Origin of the sequence: Luteibacter anthropi, assembly GCF_023699965.1 — a bacterium.
Classification (GTDB): domain Bacteria; phylum Pseudomonadota; class Gammaproteobacteria; order Xanthomonadales; family Rhodanobacteraceae; genus Luteibacter; species Luteibacter anthropi.
The window spans coordinates 3,640,812-3,656,977 of sequence record NZ_CP077072.1 but is presented as its reverse complement, the minus strand read 5'-3'; the positions used below and the strand labels follow the sequence as shown (position 1 = coordinate 3,656,977).

The following is a 16,166-nucleotide window of genomic DNA, read 5'->3' as shown; positions in this document are numbered from 1 at the left end:
GGTTCCGGTGCCGCCTCCCGCAGGAATCATGACCATGCTGGACCTCATCAGACGCCATGCCTGGATGCTTGTTGCCTGGGTTTTGGCCGTGGCGATATGTATCACTGTCGGCTATGGCCTGGGGTCTCCATACTGACTCCACAGTTCGTCCATGGGCTTACAACATGGGCGTCATAACGTGCGGACATCCCCCGCAAGTCCGCCCCCATGCTCAAGAAGATCCTGTCCGGATGGCAACGATCGGACCATGACACCTATCGCCGTGCCTATGAGCGGTTTGGAGGGAGCCTCTGCGCCCATCCGGCGATCCTTGCCCACCTCGACAGCCGGGGCGCCGGACCCGTGGCCTTCTATCACAAGGAGGTGCAAGGCCAGATCGTCGGCGCCTACTTCGTCGACAGCAACGATGTCATTGCCCATCCGGCGACGAAGGCACCCGTGATCTTCGACAACATCATCCTGCCGATGGACCCCGGTCACCGCACCTACCTGCCTGCCCGATCCAAGCGGCTGTCCCATCGACATCGCGGGCAATTCCTCAACTTCGCCTATGGCGCCGTGAACCGGCGCACCATCTGCCTGGTGAAGGACGAATTCTCGCAAAAGACGCGGAAAAACCGCCGTGCCGAGCTCAATCGCTTTCTCGATCAGGGTGGCGAGATTCATTCCGTGGATAGCTTCGGCGACGACGAGCTGGCACGTATCTACCGTGAACTGTTCATCATGCGCTGGCCGGGCGGTCACCCGGGCCATCGCCATGACGAGCTGGCGGCGTTCATCGGTGCCATCCGCTCCATGATGTTCGGGCATGTGCTCTTCTACAAAGGTCGCCCCTGCGCCTATGACCTGATCTACCGGGCCGAGTGTCCCCGCTGGGTCTATTTCGACGACCACAACGGCGCAATGGACCCGGAACTGAATCACTTCGGTCTGGGCAGCATCCTGCTATGGCTGAACATCCAGACGGCTCGCGAGCAATGCGCTGGCCTGGGCAAGGAGATGATTTTCAGCCTTGGCGGCGCCTATGAGAAATGGTCCTATAAAAAAATGTGGAGCCATGAGCATCGCCTGGGTCGCTCCCTGATCTGATCATCGCGGCCCCGCACGCCGGAAGGGTGCGGGGCTTGTGGTCAGTTGCTGCCCTTCGTGGTGAAACGGGCTTCCGTATTCGGCGTAAGCACGCCCACGTCGTAGTGCTTGCGGATCTCGTCCGCCCAGATCTGCGCAATCACCTTGTAGACCTCCTCGGTCGGATGCGCGCCGTCGCTGGTGGTCGTGCAATAGGCGGCCAGCTGGTTCCTCGGCGGGGCGCCATAACGGACTTCGATGCCGGTAGGCTGCTTCTCCTTCGTGAAGCCGTAGGAGTTGAGGTTGCGGCAGACATGGTCCATCCGTGTATAGATGTCCACGACATGTGCCGGGTTGCTCCGGAACTTCTCGTTGATTTCCTTGGCCAGCTCATGGCTGAAGTTGAAGGAACCATCCGCGAAGCCGAGCACCTTGTCCGTCGCTTCCTGGCCGAGATATCGCACCGCCTCCTGTGGATTGGGCAGGTTGCCGAAGAGGAAGTACGCATTGGGATCAAGCGCAATGATCTCCTGGCAGACCTGGCTCATCTGCTGGGCCACAGCCTTCATGTCGGCCGGATCGCGGCCGTTGGTCACCAGGTCGTTCAGGCCGAACCAGATCAGATACAGGCCATTACCCGGCGTGGGGCCATAGGCGCGCAAGTCGGCACGATAGCGATCGAACTGTTCGCGGAACGTCCCCAGGCCGGCACCCCAGCGATCGGAACCACCCATCGCACCGCCTTCGGCGTAGTTCACGTAAAACAGCGGATTATCGGTGCGTGATGCGCGGTTGCTGTTCTGACTCCAGCGCAGATGCGGCGTGGCGGCCGCCTCCGACGTGGGCTTGTCGACGGTAATGAGCGGCTGGCCGCCGGCCCACTCCCAGATGAAGTCGGTCCAGTTGCGATTGTCGCTGAAGCGGTTGACCTGGTTGGTGCGCATCAGTCCGAAGAGTGCGGCGAACTGGCCGGCCACGGTCTTGCGCTTGACGCCGATGTCGGAAAGGCTGTCCCCGAAAACGATCAGTCGTTTGATGGCGATGTTGGGCATGGCAAATAGTCCCTCGATGCATGGATGGATGAAGCCATTCGATGGCTGAAACGAGGCCAGGAAGAACCTCGTGGCAGCACTATCGCCAGCGGCGCGGGCCTCGCCCATCGGGAAAAAACTGATTTCCAGGGCATCGTGATGCGGCCGTTCGCTGCGCTCCACGCGGTATCCATGAAACATCCATGGCTCCCGCACATGGCGTTCCTAGAGTGTCCCCTCATCAGGAACACGTCCCGCGTACGGGAAGGAATGGCTCATGACACTGACACGCCGCTCGCTACTTCAGCTGGGGCTGGGCGGAATGCTGCTCTTCCCGCTTCGGCCCGTCGCTGGATACCCTTCCAGGGCAACCCGGTTCGACGCATGGCGACGCGACTTCGAGGCAGGCATGCCTTCCCTCATGCGGGCAGCAAAGGTCCCTGGGTCCGCCGTGGCCATCACGGCACCCGGCGCGCATCACTACACCGCCGCCTTCGGCATGGCCGATATCCAGCAAGGACGACGGTTGACGGCAACCACGCCCATGCATCTGGCGTCGGTGAGCAAGCTGGCAACGGCGCTCGCGCTTGTCCAGCTGTTCGAGCGCAAGGGGCACGATTTGCACGAGGGCCTGGACCGGTACCTCGATTTTCCGGTGAGAAACCCCCGGTACCCAAAGCAGATCATCACGCCCCATCACCTGCTGACCCACACCTCCAGCATTTCAGATGAAGGCTATGGCGACCTGACCCACCCGGGCGATTCGCCGCAGAAGCTCTCCGATTTCCTGAGTGGCTATCTGGTCGAAGGTGGAAACACCTGGTCCCGCGATGGATCGTTCCTGCCACACCCACCAGGAGCAAGCTGGTCCTACTCCAATGTCGGCATGGCCCTGGCCGGGCATGTCGTCGAGGCGGTCAGCGGCCAGAGCTTCGCCTCCTATGTCCAGGCCAACGTCTTCACCCCGCTGGGCATCGAGGGCGCTCACTGGTCGATCGCTGCATTCGGCCGTGACGTCCTGGCCACGCCTTACGTGGTCGAAGCCAATGCTTTCACCCCTCTGCCGCAACAAGGCTACCCGGATGTGCCCGCCGGGATGCTGCGCTGCTCGGTACACCAGCTCGCCACGCTGCTGAACGCCATGCTACCGGGAATGGCTTCAGCGCGCGCGATAGCTTCCGATGAGACCCTGGCACGCATGCTGCGATCCCAGGTCGATCCGACCATCGCTCCGTACCAGGGCCTGGGCTGGGTTTCGGAGGACGTGGGCGCAAGACAGGTGATCGGCCACAGCGGCAGCGATCCCGGTGCATCGAACATGGTCGCCTTGAGCGATGACCGGCGCCACGCCGTCGTTGTCCTGATGAACGTCGACGGCTCCCGCCGGAGCGCCCGGTTCAGGGACCGGGTCACGCACGATCTGCTTGGCGGCGCCGCATTGCTCGACTGAAGCGCCCTCTGGCGTGCCTGATGGCGCGCACATGAACACATTCCCTGGCTGCCCCGGTCTCCATGCGTCGTCCATAAAACGTCCATGGACCCCGGACATAGCGACCTTAGGATGCCTCCCGTCATTGGACATCCCATCACCGAGCGCCTACATGAGCAAACCCACGACATCTGCCCGCTCAGGTGGATTCACCGACCATGCCATTGCCTGTCTCGTCATCGTGCTCATCGTGATGCCGCTGGCGGCCTTCGGTGCATGGACGTCCGACTATCTCTGGCAGCGTGGAATCACCTGGGAACAAGGTGAGTGGGTGCTGGCCATGATGCCCATGGGCACGTCCGTGGTGTTCCTGTCGCTACGATCCGACCCCATCGCGCCCGGTATCCGCAGTGGCCTGCTTCCGGGTTTCGTGCTTACAGGCCTCGCCTCGGCAACCTTTCACGGTGGCATCGACATCTGGTTCATGCTGGCGGCCAGCTTCGCCTATGGCGCGGGTATCGGCCTGCACCTCATCTGGCTGGCCAGGAACGCAACCCATCTCTTTCCTGCACCGAAGGCGGCTTCCCGGGTTGCATTGCATGCACTGCCTGCGGTGGCGCTCTACCTGCTGACAGCCGATGTCCTTCCCCTGATCGACACGATCAGCACGCCCGACGGCGGTTTCCTCGTGGCCGTGGCGGCATCGTCGATAGCACTGATCCTGTGCCCGGTCACCTGGCCGGCAAAGCAGGGCCACCGGCTCAGGATCGACCCCTGGCTTGCCCTGCTGTCGACCGTCTCCCTGATCTCGTTCTGCCTTGCGTTCGTGCGCAACGTGGATCACCGCAAGCAGGTGCTGTCGTCCGCCATGCTGCTGATCGACGGCCTCATCTTTGCAGGGCTCTATCTCGCCCGCCTGAATGCCACGCGCGGCATCAAGGTCTCGCCACGCTCGTTGTGGTCCACTCCGCTCAGGCGCGCCCTGCTTTCCCTGCTGAGCTGCGGGGTATCCGCGCTGGCGATCCTGGTCATCCTCTCGATCGGCAACCCGGATATCGATCCACCCGGATCGATGAGACCGGAAGTCCGGCTATGTGTCTTCGTCATCAGTGCTTTCGTCGCAGGCCCCCTGTTATGGGCCCATGTGCCGCGTCCATTGCGACACGCCTTCATACCCATCTGCATCGCAGTGACGTCGGCCGCTTGCTTCGGCCTCTATCTCACGCGATCCCAGGCGAGCTGGGTCGGCTTCGCGATGATCGCGGGTACGGCCCTGGGCGGTGCCATCGCATGCTGCATGATGCGACTGTCCAGCCTCAGCCCCGGCGATGGCTCGCGCAATCCGCTCCGGCTGGGACTGGCCGCCGCGTTCCTGGGTGGAACCTTTGGCCTGGTGGGCGCGTTTTCTCTGATGAACCAGATCTACATCGGCGGCCTGCTGCCCGGTCCCAATGAGGCACTGCCGCCAGGGCGCCCACTACGCCTGGCCGAAGCCCTGACCGTGCTGGACAGGACGGGACCGAACGACGATTACCCTTCGCTCATCGCCACCTCCGTTACCGGGAGCATCTACGGCTCACTCGCCATCCTGTGCATCAGCCTGGCCGTGGCCGGCATCCTCGCCACCATCGCGCCGCCTGCCCTGCATGCCCGATGGCGCGGCAGCGCAACCTCTTCGCGCGGTTGATGCTCCGCCCCTCTCCTGAATACCCCTCTCTTGGCAGGTGATCGATATGTCCGGTCTGGCTGGCGTGTGGCGAGCCTATCGCCCGATGTCCGAAGAATCGCTGATGTCGTTGTCCGGGCACATGCTGTCGGCCATGCCACATCGAGGTCATGTGCGTCATGTGCAGGCCCATGCACCTCTCGGCGTTGCCATCGCCGCATGCCGGCCGGCCCACGGTCCGGTCTCTGCGACCACCGCCCGTTCCAACGACGGTCGCTACATCGTGGTCGTTGCCGGTGACCTCACGCTTTCCCGCGATGAATCGCCCGTCATGTGGGCCATGCAGGACCTGGATTCGCCGGCGGACAGGCTGATACGACGCATCCGCTCGCAAGGCGTCGGGAGTGCGATCGCACAGATACGTGGATCCGCCTGTGTCGCCGTGATCGATAGCGTCGAAGCCACCCTTACCCTCTCGCGCGACAAGATGGGCGAGAAATCGTTGTACATCGCCAGCACGGCAGACGGCTTGCTTTTTGCCACCGAAGTGAATGCCATCGAGCAACTGGCCAGCCCACTTGCGATCGACAGGAGTGCCGTTGCCACACTGCTGAGGCATGGGTATATCCCATCGCCTCATAGCATCTACAAGGACGTTTCCAGATTGCCGGCCGGCTGCTTCGTGCAGTTTCAGCTTGATGGTGCTCCCCCGGCCCACGTTACCGACCTGCCATTCAGGCGTTACTGGGACGTTCGCAAGGAGGTGCTGGGAGAAATCGCAGAACGGCGATCCGACGGACTGCGAACAGCCGAAACGGATCTGCGCGACGTACTGGCGATGTCGATCGAGGCACGCCATGGAAGGCAGTCCTGCGCCCTGCTGACCGGTGATGTCGAATCGAGCGTCATCGCCGCCATGCTCCAGGCTCAGCAGGAAGAGCCTCTACAGACGTTTGCCGTCGGCTTCGAAGGACAGACCCAGAACCTGGAACGCGCCGACAGGATCGCGAGCTACCTGGGCTGCCATTTCGATCCGGTGGTGCTGGGACACAACGATGTCCTGTCACAGGTCGAGCGGGTCATCAGCACGGCCAGCGAGCCGCCGTGCCTGCCTTCCGCCGTGATACTTGGCATGGCTGCCGGGGCCGCTGGTCATGCCCATAAGCAGATCGTGCTTGGCGAGGGCGCCAATGAGCTGTTCTTCGGCCATGATGCCTACCGACGTGCGACACGCCAGGCACGATTCGTAGGCTCCCTGCCGATGCGTTTCCGGCAGCGGCTGGGATCATTCAAACTGGCAAGGAAGGCTCACGCGTGGAGTGGTCATGCGCGCGACCCCTTTGTGAAACTCGCAGCCACGTCCGTGGAAGACCACTACCACGATGCGACGACACTCTGGCAGCATCCCGGGCTTGCCGTACCGGGAACGGACGCCTATCCCACCGTGTTTTCCCGGCCCGACGAATGGCTGGATACGGAAGCGACGGCCGACCGGCTCCAGTATGTCGACCAGCGTATGCGGCTTGGCGAGGGGCTGCTGCCTTCCGCCGAAGCAGCCTGCATGGCGCATGGCGTGACGCCCTGCTTTCCGTTCATGGATGAATCGGTGTGGCGCTTTTCATGGCGCCTGCCCGTGGCTTACCGGTACGGATACCGGGAGCACAAGCTGGTGCTGAAGAGGCTGGCGGAACGAAATCTCCCGGAGAAACTGCTGGCGACACACAAGCCCATCGCTGAAGCACCGGTTGCGGCGTGGCTTCGCGGGCCTTTGCGCGAGTGGGCCGGTGACTTGCTCAATCGCCGTTACCTGCAACAGCAGGGTATTTTCGATCCGGAGGAAATCCTGCCGATATGGGAGGCGTTTCTTGAAGGGCGACAGCAGTGGCACGGACATCTATGGCCGGTGCTGATGTTTCAGGCGTGGCAGCAGAGTCGTCGCTCCTGCGAAAGCAGGAGCCCAGGGCCGTGAGGATGGGCGGAGCAGGAGCCGATGTGATGCGTCGGCGATAAACGGCTACCGGGGCGCTGGATTCCTGCTTTCGCAGGAATGACGGGTTAGGGTGGCTTATTTCTGGATGGGGATGTTCAGTGTGATCCAGCGTGTCACTACGCTGTCCAGCGATTCGCGTGGGGGGATGGTCAGCGGCAGTGTGCGGGCGAATTCCATCGCGGCCTTGGTATACGCCTGCTTGCCCCGGGCGGAGGCCTGGCGTGCCGCGGCTTGTTTTTGCCGGAGCTGGACGATATGCGGACTGGGCTGACCGGGGCGCGCGAATTTCTGGTATTTGCGCAATTCGTCGGCGGCCAGGGCCGTATCGTGCGCCGCCTGCGTGACCGCAGCCTGCCCTTTCAACACCTGCACCAGCCAGGTGCCGGCCGGATTCAGCACTCCGGCGTCTGACAATAACGAAGCGACGGCAGCATTCGTCGCACAGGCCTGCTCCACGCGGGCCTGGAATACCCTCTCATCGGTCACGCTCTGGGGAGGAACTTGCGTCACCGGTATCTCCAATACGTCTGTCAGCCGGGCATGGTAACGATTCCGGTCAGGTCGCGTCATCACCATCGAAGCGGTGACGTGCGGCGCGGAAGGCATCTGCGTTATCCATAACCCACGTCCACAGCGGCAGCATCCCCGTCAGCTGGCCTTTTCCAAGCGATGTAAGCGTGTAATCCACCCGTGGCGGCACTTCGGCATGGTCGTGCCGTGCGATGAGCCCGTCGCGCTCAAGCTGCCGTAGCGACCTGGTGAGCATGCGCTGGGTGACGCCACGAAGCCGACGCGCGAGTTCGGCATGGCGAAGCGTCCCCGCCACGCCCAGCTCGTACACGATGCCCAGGGACCAGCGATTGCCCGCATGGGCCAGCACCTCGCGCTTCAGGCCGCCGTCTTCGTCGCTCAGTGCCTCGCAGGCCGCCCGTGAGCGCGCCATGACCTCTGCGAAGGGAATGTCGTCCGGTATCACTCGTGTGCCTTCTTGTCCGCGAATCGCCCGCACCTCAGCTTATGCCACGTCTCCCCACAGAAGTCGAAAAACGATGCCCGCGATCAAAACCACGGAACAGCACACCCTTGTCATCGGCGCGGGGGAACTGGGCATGGCGGTACTGAAGTCCCTCGCGGCGCAGCCGGTCAAGGGCAGGCTCAGCGTGCTGCTACGACCTGCCCGGCCACACGAAACGGATTCGACCCGCGATGCTGCCCTGTGTGCGCTTGGCGTGGATATCGTCCGCTGTGACCTCGCCAGCGCACCGGAAGAAGAGCTTGCCGGTATATTCGCGTCCTACGCCACGGTCATCTGCTGCACGGGGTTCGTCGGCGGCGCGGGCACGCAACGCCGCATCACTGCCGCCGTGCTTCGCGCGGGGGTGGATCGCTACGTGCCCTGGCAGTTCGGCGTGGATTACGACGTCGTGGGACGCGGCAGTGACCAGGGCATCTTCGACGAACAGCTCGACGTGCGCGACATGCTGCGGGCGCAGTCGCGCACGCACTGGGTCATCGTATCCACCGGCATGTTCACCAGTTTCCTCTTTGAACCTGCCTTCGGCGTTGTCGATCTCGAAGCGGCGAAAGTGAATGCACTGGGGCGCTGGGACAACCGCCTCACCGTGACCACGCCCGAAGACATCGGGCAGCTCACCGCTGCCATCCTCGCCCATGAGCCTCGCATCGACGACAAGGTGATCTTCGTGGCGGGCGACACGTTTACTTACGAACGCCTGGCCGACATGGTGGACGCTTACCTGGGCAGGAAAACGCAGCGCAACCTGTGGACCGTCGACGCACTGCGCGACGCCGTGCAGGCCCATCCGCACGACAAGATGCGCCGGTACCACCTGGCCTTCGCGCGCGATACCGGCGTTGCCTGGGACAAGGCCGTCACCTTCAACGCAGCGCAGGATATCGCGGTGACCGAGGTTCCTGCGTGGCTTGCGGCGCACGCGAACCAACCGTCACACGGCGGTGTTACTCTATAACGATCAACACTCGCCAGGTTCCTCCGCATGCGCTCAACCCGCCGTCCCCTGCTGGCCCTTGCCGCCGCTTTTGCACTGATTCCCCTGTCGAGCCATGCGGCTCCGGCGGCGCGCCAGCAAAGCACCTTCGAATGGGTCGAGAGCGTTCCGGAAGAAACCAGCTACGGCCTGCCCGATACGGCACGCACCGGCCCTACCTGGCTGTCGATGATCAAGGGCGCGAAAGACCATATCGACATCGCCGCCTTCTACCTGACCAACCCGCCCGGCCATGCGCTTTCGCCCATCGTGGATGCGCTGGTCGCGCAGGCGAAGAAAGGGGTGCGGGTGAACTTGCTCATCGACACCAGCTTCATGCATGAAAGCCAGCCCTGGGTCGATGCACTGACGGGCCTGCCCGGCATCACGATCCGCCAGATGCCGGTAAAGGACCTCACCGGCGGCGTGCTGCACGTGAAGTTCATGGAGATCGACGATCGCGATGTCTTCGTGGGCAGCCAGAACTGGGATTGGCGTGCCATCCAGCACATCCACGAAGTGGGCGTGCATATCGGCGACGAACGCATCGGCAAGACGTTCCGTGCGGAATTCGACCACCTGTGGCACCTGGCCGAAAAACCGGCCGATGCGCTGGTGGCCGCACCGCTCGTACCCGCCCCCTCGTTCGAACCGGCCACCGTGCTCTCCCCCGTCGTCATCAACGGCAAGGACGATGGCCCGTCGACTATCTTCCCCGCCTTCAGCCCCGCAGCGCTCCAGCCGTCCTGGCTGACGCTGGAAGCACCGACGCTGACGCAGATGCTCGACCAGGCACGCACCCGCATCCGCATCCAGGTGATGACGATGTCGGCCTTCAAGGACTTCGGCCCCAAGGGCTACTGGACCGCACTGGATCTTGCCATCCGCAATGCCGCCGCACGCGGCGTGCAGGTACAGGTCATCGTGGCCGACTGGGCACTGCGCGGCCATGACCTCGCCTACCTGCAAAGCCTGGCGCTCATGCCCGGCGTGGAAGTGAAGTATTCCAGCCTGCCGCAGGCGTCGTCCGGCCCCATTCCCTACGCCCGTGTCGAACATGCCAAGTACGCTCTCGTCGACGACGAGTCGGGCTTTGTCGGCACCGGCAACTGGAGCTGGAGCTACTTCGAAAGTGCCGTGAATGCCTCGATCTTCATCCACGGCCCGCTGGTGCGCCCCCTTGGCCGCATCTTCGACGCAGACTGGAACGGCCCTTACGTCAAGCCGCTAAGCGCATTCCAGCCCACCGCGAAACAGCCTTAAGGTACGTCGTCCGTCACGGCCGGGGTCTCGCGTAGCTTCTTCCTGTATGCCTTGACCTCGGCCAGCCGCAGATCCTCCGGCAGGTGCCGCACATGCTTGGCCCGGCCAAGGCGCTGGGCGTGATAAATGCCTGCGTGTCCGGAAAACAGATAGCTCACAACGCACGCAATCAGTGCGAACGGCGCGATGGACGGCCCGAACAGTTCGATCGCCATCACCGTGCAGGCCAGCGGCACGTTCGCCGCGCCGGCGAATACCGCGACGAAACCCAACCCGGCCAACATCCCGACAGGCAGATGCAGCAGAGGTGCCAGCGCATTACCCAGCGTGGCGCCGATATAGAACAGCGGTGTCACCTCGCCACCCTTGAAGCCCGACGCCAGCGACGCGACCGTATAGGCAAACTTGCCCGCGAAATCCCAGGGCGCAACAGGATGCTGAAAGGCTTCCACGATGGTCGGAATGCCCAGTCCGATATACCGCCATGCAGGCAGGACGCTGACAGACAGCGCAATCACCGCACCACCCAGCAACGGGCGTAGTGGCGCATAGGCAATCCGCCGCTTCATCCAGCCACCCAGATGATGTGTGGCCGTGGCAAAGAGCAGGCCCACGAGGCCGAAAACGATACCTGCCGCGATCACGCCCAGCACCGGCAGCAGCGTGAGTGCGCAGACATGATCCACCACGTAGTGGGTGTGGTGAACACCCCACGCCAGGCAGACCTGATCGGCCACGATGGCGGCAATCACGCAGGGAAACAGCGCGTCGTAGCGCATGCGCCCGATAGCCAGTACTTCCAGGCCAAACAATGCACCTGCCAGCGGCGTGCCGAACACTGCGGCAAAACCACCACTCATGCCGGCCATCAGCAGGATGCGCCGGTCGTCGGCTCGCAGCCGGAATACATGAGTCAGCTGGTCGGCCAGCGCACCGCCCATCTGCACGGCCGTACCCTCGCGTCCCACCGATGCGCCGAAGAGATGGGATACCACCGTGCCGATAAGCACCAGCGGCACCATGCGCCGGGGGATGATCTTACGAGGGTCGTGGATCTCGTCGATGATGAGGTTATTGCCCGCCTCCACCGACTTGCCCACACGCTGATACGCCCAGCCCACCACGAAACCTGCCAAGGGAAGAAAGCCGATCAGCCACGGCGATGCCTCGCGGGTGTTCGTCGCCCATTCCAGAGCCAGGAGAAAGAAAGCGGAAGCGGAGCCGGCCAGAACGGCAGCCGCGCAAGCCATGAGCAGCCACTTGCCCATGTAGGGAAGCAGTTCCCATTGTTCCAGTGAACGAAGGCGTCGCATGCGGATTCCAAAAGGTGTGTCGTTGAAACACCTGGAATAACGGGGCGAGAAACGCACGAGCCTACGCCCCGGAGGATTCCAGGATACGTAGGCATCATCAGCCCGAGGGCGGTTCGCGGAGGCATGCCATCTCCGTGCCGCCAGTGTAGCGGGTCACCCGGGCTTGTTAAAGCCGCGGGTTATTGCGCCTTGCCTCGCCCGTCGAAGGTCAGGCGGTAAGCCAGACGCGGATCAGCGACAGCAGCTTGTCCACGTCGAGCGGCTTGGCTACGTAATCGTTCGCACCTGCCTGCAGGCACTGCTGCTGGTCGTCCGGCATCGCCTTGGCGGTGAGCGCAATGATCGGCAGATCGGCAAAGCGCGGATCCTGGCGAATCTCGCGGGTGGCGGTCAGGCCATCCTTCACCGGCATCATGATGTCCATGAGCACCAGGTCGATATCCGCGCCATCCACGGACGCGTGGAGCGCGTCGATGGCCTCCTGACCGTTGCGGGCAATCGTCAGCTCGCAGCCGTGCGGTTCGAGCACACTCATCAGGGCATAGACGTTGCGTACGTCGTCTTCCACCAGAAGGATGCGACGGCCTTCCAGCGTGGCGTCGCGATTCAGCGCCGCGCGGATCATGCCCTGCTGCGGCTCGGGCAGTTCCGAAATCACGCGATGCAGGAACAACGACACCTCGTCGAGCAGGCGTTCCGGCGAGCGCGCGCCCTTGATGATGATCGAGCTGGAATAACGACGCAGGCGGTCTTCTTCTGCTGCGGAGAGCACGCGCCCCGTGTAGACGATCACCGGCGGGAACGCGTACGTATCCTGGCTGCTGAGCGTTTCCAGCAGTGCGAAGCCGGACGTATCGGGCAACGACAGGTCGAGCACCATGCAGTCGAAGGTCTCGTGGCTGAGCAACGAGAGGCAATCGGCGGCAGACGAGGCACCGATGGTTTCCACATCCGCCGACGCCAGCAGGTGACGGATGGCATCGAGCTGCACCGCGTCGTCCTCGACCACGAGCACGCGACGGGGGCGCTGCGACAGTCGCGATTCCAGCGAATCCAGAACGCGGGCCAGCGCCTCGCGGGTGGTCGGTTTCACCAGGTAACCCACCGCGCCCAGCGACAGCGCCGTGCGCGAATGGTCTTCCGCCGATACGACATGGATCGGGATATGACGCGTGCGCACGTCGTGCTTGAGGATATCCAGCACCGACAGACCCGACTGGTCCGGCAGCCCCACGTCGAGCACGATGGCATGTGGCATCTGCTCGCGTGCCACGGCCAGCGCCTCGGACGCGGTGGAGGTCACCAGCGAGCGGAAGCCCATTTCCTCGGCCAGCTGGCTGACGATGCCGGCAAACGCCACGTCGTCCTCGATGACCAGGATGAGATGGCGCGGATCGATGGATACCGGCGCCGGAGCACGCTGCGCGACAGGTGCGGGCGCCATGACCGGGCGGTGTGCAGGAGGCATCGGAACGACGGCCGGTGCCGGTGCGCGCGCAACCACGGCCTGGGCGCTCGCGAGCCGCACGGGGATGGTCAGCGTGAACATGCTGCCCCGGCCCGGGTCGCTTGCGACGGAGATATCGCCGCCGAGCAGGCGCGCCAGCTCAAGCGAAATGGACAGGCCCAGGCCCGTGCCGCCGTAGCGGCGGCTGATCGATCCGTCCGCCTGCTGGAACGCATCGAAGATGCGCGCCTGCTGGTCCGCAGCGATGCCGATGCCGGTGTCGGTGACCGAAAAGACCACCATGCCCTTCGCGCCGGCTCGCACCGAAAGATTCACGCTTCCGGCTTCGGTGAACTTGAGGGCGTTGGACAACAGGTTCTTGAGCACCTGCTCGATACGCAGGCGATCGCTCTCGATAAATGCCGGGCAGTCAGTAGCCGACGATACGTCGAGCGTGAGGCCCTTCTCGTTCGCCACCGGCGAGAACAACGCGGCGATATCGTCCAGCAGACCCTTCACCTCGAAGGTTTCGCCACGGACCTCGACATGGCCCGCCTCGATCTTCGACAGGTCGAGGATGTCGTTGATGAGCGTGAGCAGATCGGCACCCGAGGCGTGGATGGTGCGGGCGAACTTCACCTGTTCTTCGGTGAGGTTGCCGTGCGCATTGTCTGCCAGCAGCTTGGAAAGGATCAGCGCGGAGTTCAGCGGCGTACGCAGTTCGTGGCTCATGTTGGCCAGGAACTCGGACTTGTACTGGCTGGCGCGCTGCACTTCGTGCGCCTTTGCCTCGATGGCTTCGTTGGCGAGCGCCAGCTCGTCGCGCTGGGCTTCCAGCTGCTGCGACTGTCCGGCCAGGTGGGCGTTGGTCTGCTCCAGCTCGGCCTGCTGCGATTCCAGCTCCTGCTGCGATTCGCGCAAGGCCCTGCTCTGCTCTTCCAGTTCCTCATTGGACGCCCGCAGCTCTTCGCCCTGCAACTGAAGGGTTTCGGACTGGCGCATGGTCTCTTCGAGAAGACGGGACAATTCGGCGCGGTACGCGGCCGAGCGAAGCGCGATGGCGATGGCCGGCGACGCCTGCTCCAGCAGGGCGACTACTTCGGCGTCCACCGGATTGAAAAAGCCCAGTTCCACGACACCCTGGACCTGGTCGTCACCGATCGTCGGCACGATCACCAGGTGACGCGGCGGTGCCTTGCCCAGTCCGGAACCCACCTGGAAATAGCCCTCCGGCACGTCGGACACCACCACGACACGGCGCTCGTCGACGGCCCGGCTCAACAGGCTGCCGGTAGTGCGGCTTGCCGTGCCGGGCTCTTCCGGTGCCACGCCCACGGCGCCGGCGCGTTCGAAACCGCGAGCCGACGGCGTGAACAGGAGGCCCGCCTCGGCGCGCAGGAAGCGGGCGAGAAAGGACAGGATCACGCCCGCCAGCTCGCTCATGTCCTTGTCGCCCGCCATGGCGGCACCCAGCTCCAGGCGCCCGGCCTGCAACCAGGCCTCGCGTTCGCGCGCGACAGCATTGCGACGGATGAGGATGCCCACGAACAACGTCAGGCCGATGCCCAGCAAGGCGCTGGCCGCGCCGGAGGTCCACGCCGTGCTGTACGCGGTTTCCATTTCCGCCAGGCGCCGGGTGCGCTGGTCGAACTCGGCCGCACGCATCGAACCCAGGCGCGAGCGGATATCGTCCATCGCAGCCTTGCCACGATCGGAATTGACCACGACCAGGGCCGCTTCCAGGCCACGAGTGCGCCGAAGCTCGATGGTCTGGTTCAGTTCGTCCAGTTTGTCCTGCACGCGCGAACCCAGTTCACGCAGGCGCATCGACTGACCCGAGTCGCCACTTACCCCGCTGCGAATGGCATCCATGCGTGCCGGAATGATCGCGAGCGCGTTGCGGTAGGGTTCCAGGTAGCGCTCGTTGCCCGTGAGCAGGAAGCCGCGCTGCCCCGTTTCCGCATCCTGCACGCTGGACAGGATGTCGCCCAGGGCGCCTACGGTCTCCTGCGAACGGATCACCAGCGTGTTGTCGTCGCGGATGGTGCGTATGTTCGACGCCGCGATCAGGCCGCTGCATACGAAGAACACGATGACGATCGCCAGGGCGATGAGGGTACGCGTGTCGCCGGTGGCGCGACGCGACGGACGGCGGGGCTTCGGGTCGGAAGTCATGGAGGACCAGGGCAAGGTGGGACGATCAGGCGCGTCTGGACGCGGCGTGGGTCACCAGATCGATGACCGCCAGCAACTGCCGGCGCTGATAGGGTTTGGACAGGAAGACGCCACCACGCGGAACGCGGCTGGCATCCACCGAATAGCGACCGGACGTCACCACCAGGCCGATGGCCGGCCAGTGATTGAAGACGTGGTCCGCCAGCATGAGGCCATCCATGGTGCCCGGCATGTCGACGTCGGTAAAAACGACGTTCACGGCATCGGCCGCGAGCACGGCCAGCGCAGAGGCCGCATCGGCCGCTTCCCGTGTTTCCCAACCGGCCCCCGCAAGCACATCGCAGGCGATGGTGCGCAGGATCTCGTCGTCTTCCACCACAAGCACCGTACCCAGCGAGCCGGCCAACGACGTCTCGTCGCCCGTGCCGGTCGCGGAAGGTGGCGTGTCGACCGTGCCGCCGGCAAGCCGGCTGTCCATCGTAAGCCGGGTGACCTGTTCCACGAGCCCGCGCACGGCACCCGACAGGCGCCGGCCATTGGCCGTGGAACCGAAGAAGAAGATACGGTGGGCCTCGATGGAAACCTCGGCAAGGCCCAGTTCGCCCTTCAGGCCTGCCACTTCGGCATTAAAGGCATGAACCCAGTCATCGGAGGGCGCAACGTCAAGCAACGCCACGATGGGCGCGTCACGGATGACGTCCACCTGGGGCTTGAGGGGTGGCACCTCGAAACCGATGATGCGAGGGAATCGGGTGTGGGGCATGCTGGCTCCGGA

General features: G+C 63.9%; 12 protein-coding genes and 1 riboswitch. Of the genes, 6 read left to right on the top strand and 6 right to left on the bottom strand.

Annotated features, from left to right (window positions below; translation table 11 throughout):
- The first annotated feature begins 207 nt into the window (after window positions 1-207).
- Window positions 208-1,089 carry a GNAT family N-acetyltransferase gene (locus KR767_RS15740; RefSeq protein WP_250876933.1) on the top strand — a complete coding sequence of 294 codons (882 nt, stop codon included), beginning with the start codon at window positions 208-210 and terminating at the stop codon, window positions 1,087-1,089.
- A gap of 41 nt (window positions 1,090-1,130) precedes the next feature.
- Here KR767_RS15740 and KR767_RS15735 read toward each other — a convergent pair whose 3' ends face one another.
- Window positions 1,131-2,300, bottom strand: coding sequence for an SGNH/GDSL hydrolase family protein (locus KR767_RS15735; RefSeq protein WP_250876932.1), 1,170 nt, complete (start codon window positions 2,298-2,300; stop codon window positions 1,131-1,133).
- Between the two features lie 76 nt (window positions 2,301-2,376).
- Here KR767_RS15735 and KR767_RS15730 point away from each other — a divergent pair, with 76 nt between their 5' ends.
- The 3 genes from KR767_RS15730 to KR767_RS15720 all read left to right on the top strand — a co-directional run bounded on the left by KR767_RS15730 (window position 2,377) and on the right by KR767_RS15720 (window position 7,163).
- Entirely contained in the window at window positions 2,377-3,549 is a 1,173-nt protein-coding gene (locus KR767_RS15730) for a serine hydrolase domain-containing protein (RefSeq protein WP_250876931.1), read from the top strand.
- 151 nt (window positions 3,550-3,700) lie between these two features.
- Window positions 3,701-5,215 carry a hypothetical protein gene (locus KR767_RS15725; RefSeq protein ID WP_250876930.1) on the top strand — a complete coding sequence of 505 codons (1,515 nt, stop codon included), beginning with the start codon at window positions 3,701-3,703 and terminating at the stop codon, window positions 5,213-5,215.
- A 46-nt stretch (window positions 5,216-5,261) separates the two neighbouring features.
- Complete coding sequence (locus tag KR767_RS15720) at window positions 5,262-7,163, top strand: asparagine synthetase B family protein (RefSeq protein WP_250876929.1); 1,902 nt, start codon at window positions 5,262-5,264, stop codon at window positions 7,161-7,163.
- A 96-nt stretch (window positions 7,164-7,259) separates the two neighbouring features.
- On the opposite strand, the gene KR767_RS15715 is transcribed toward KR767_RS15720, so the two are convergent.
- Both KR767_RS15715 and KR767_RS15710 read right to left on the bottom strand, forming a co-directional pair.
- Entirely contained in the window at window positions 7,260-7,790 is a 531-nt protein-coding gene (locus KR767_RS15715) for a hypothetical protein (RefSeq protein WP_250876928.1), read from the bottom strand.
- On the bottom strand, window positions 7,741-8,127 hold the full coding sequence (locus KR767_RS15710) for a winged helix-turn-helix transcriptional regulator (RefSeq protein ID WP_250876927.1): 387 nt from the start codon (window positions 8,125-8,127) through the stop codon (window positions 7,741-7,743). The genes KR767_RS15715 and KR767_RS15710 overlap by 50 nt, the downstream gene beginning before the upstream one ends.
- A 106-nt stretch (window positions 8,128-8,233) precedes the next feature.
- Between KR767_RS15710 and KR767_RS15705 the strand changes: the two genes are divergently transcribed.
- Together KR767_RS15705 and KR767_RS15700 are read left to right on the top strand one after the other, a co-directional pair.
- Window positions 8,234-9,175, top strand: coding sequence for an aromatic alcohol reductase (locus tag KR767_RS15705; protein ID WP_250876926.1), 942 nt, complete (start codon window positions 8,234-8,236; stop codon window positions 9,173-9,175).
- A 27-nt stretch (window positions 9,176-9,202) separates the two neighbouring features.
- Complete coding sequence (locus KR767_RS15700) at window positions 9,203-10,456, top strand: phospholipase D-like domain-containing protein (protein WP_250876925.1); 1,254 nt, start codon at window positions 9,203-9,205, stop codon at window positions 10,454-10,456.
- On the opposite strand, the gene KR767_RS15695 is transcribed toward KR767_RS15700, so the two are convergent.
- From KR767_RS15695 to KR767_RS15685, 3 genes are all read right to left on the bottom strand, one after another.
- Window positions 10,453-11,769, bottom strand: coding sequence for a voltage-gated chloride channel family protein (locus KR767_RS15695; RefSeq protein ID WP_250876924.1), 1,317 nt, complete (start codon window positions 11,767-11,769; stop codon window positions 10,453-10,455). The two genes, KR767_RS15700 and KR767_RS15695, sit on opposite strands and share 4 nt — an antisense overlap.
- Before the next feature lie 81 nt (window positions 11,770-11,850).
- A riboswitch (Fluoride riboswitch) is annotated at window positions 11,851-11,912 on the bottom strand.
- Window positions 11,913-11,977: 65 nt separating this feature from the next.
- Window positions 11,978-15,391 carry a response regulator gene (locus KR767_RS15690; protein WP_250876923.1) on the bottom strand — a complete coding sequence of 1,138 codons (3,414 nt, stop codon included), beginning with the start codon at window positions 15,389-15,391 and terminating at the stop codon, window positions 11,978-11,980.
- Window positions 15,392-15,416: 25 nt separating this feature from the next.
- Entirely contained in the window at window positions 15,417-16,154 is a 738-nt protein-coding gene (locus KR767_RS15685) for a response regulator (protein WP_250876922.1), read from the bottom strand.
- Window positions 16,155-16,166: the final 12 nt, after the last annotated feature.

Bases quoted from the DNA above. Each gene is read 5' to 3' on its own strand.
- KR767_RS15740 (WP_250876933.1), top strand. From the start codon at position 208: ATGCTCAAGAAGATCCTGTCCGGATGGCAACGATCGGACCATGACACC.
- KR767_RS15735 (WP_250876932.1), bottom strand. From the start codon at position 2,300: ATGTTTCATGGATACCGCGTGGAGCGCAGCGAACGGCCGCATCACGAT.
- KR767_RS15730 (WP_250876931.1), top strand. From the start codon at position 2,377: ATGACACTGACACGCCGCTCGCTACTTCAGCTGGGGCTGGGCGGAATG.
- KR767_RS15725 (WP_250876930.1), top strand. From the start codon at position 3,701: ATGAGCAAACCCACGACATCTGCCCGCTCAGGTGGATTCACCGACCAT.
- KR767_RS15720 (WP_250876929.1), top strand. From the start codon at position 5,262: ATGTCCGGTCTGGCTGGCGTGTGGCGAGCCTATCGCCCGATGTCCGAA.
- KR767_RS15715 (WP_250876928.1), bottom strand. From the start codon at position 7,790: ATGCCTTCCGCGCCGCACGTCACCGCTTCGATGGTGATGACGCGACCT.
- KR767_RS15710 (WP_250876927.1), bottom strand. From the start codon at position 8,127: ATGGCGCGCTCACGGGCGGCCTGCGAGGCACTGAGCGACGAAGACGGC.
- KR767_RS15705 (WP_250876926.1), top strand. From the start codon at position 8,234: ATGCCCGCGATCAAAACCACGGAACAGCACACCCTTGTCATCGGCGCG.
- KR767_RS15700 (WP_250876925.1), top strand. From the start codon at position 9,203: ATGCGCTCAACCCGCCGTCCCCTGCTGGCCCTTGCCGCCGCTTTTGCA.
- KR767_RS15695 (WP_250876924.1), bottom strand. From the start codon at position 11,769: ATGCGACGCCTTCGTTCACTGGAACAATGGGAACTGCTTCCCTACATG.
- KR767_RS15690 (WP_250876923.1), bottom strand. From the start codon at position 15,391: ATGACTTCCGACCCGAAGCCCCGCCGTCCGTCGCGTCGCGCCACCGGC.
- KR767_RS15685 (WP_250876922.1), bottom strand. From the start codon at position 16,154: ATGCCCCACACCCGATTCCCTCGCATCATCGGTTTCGAGGTGCCACCC.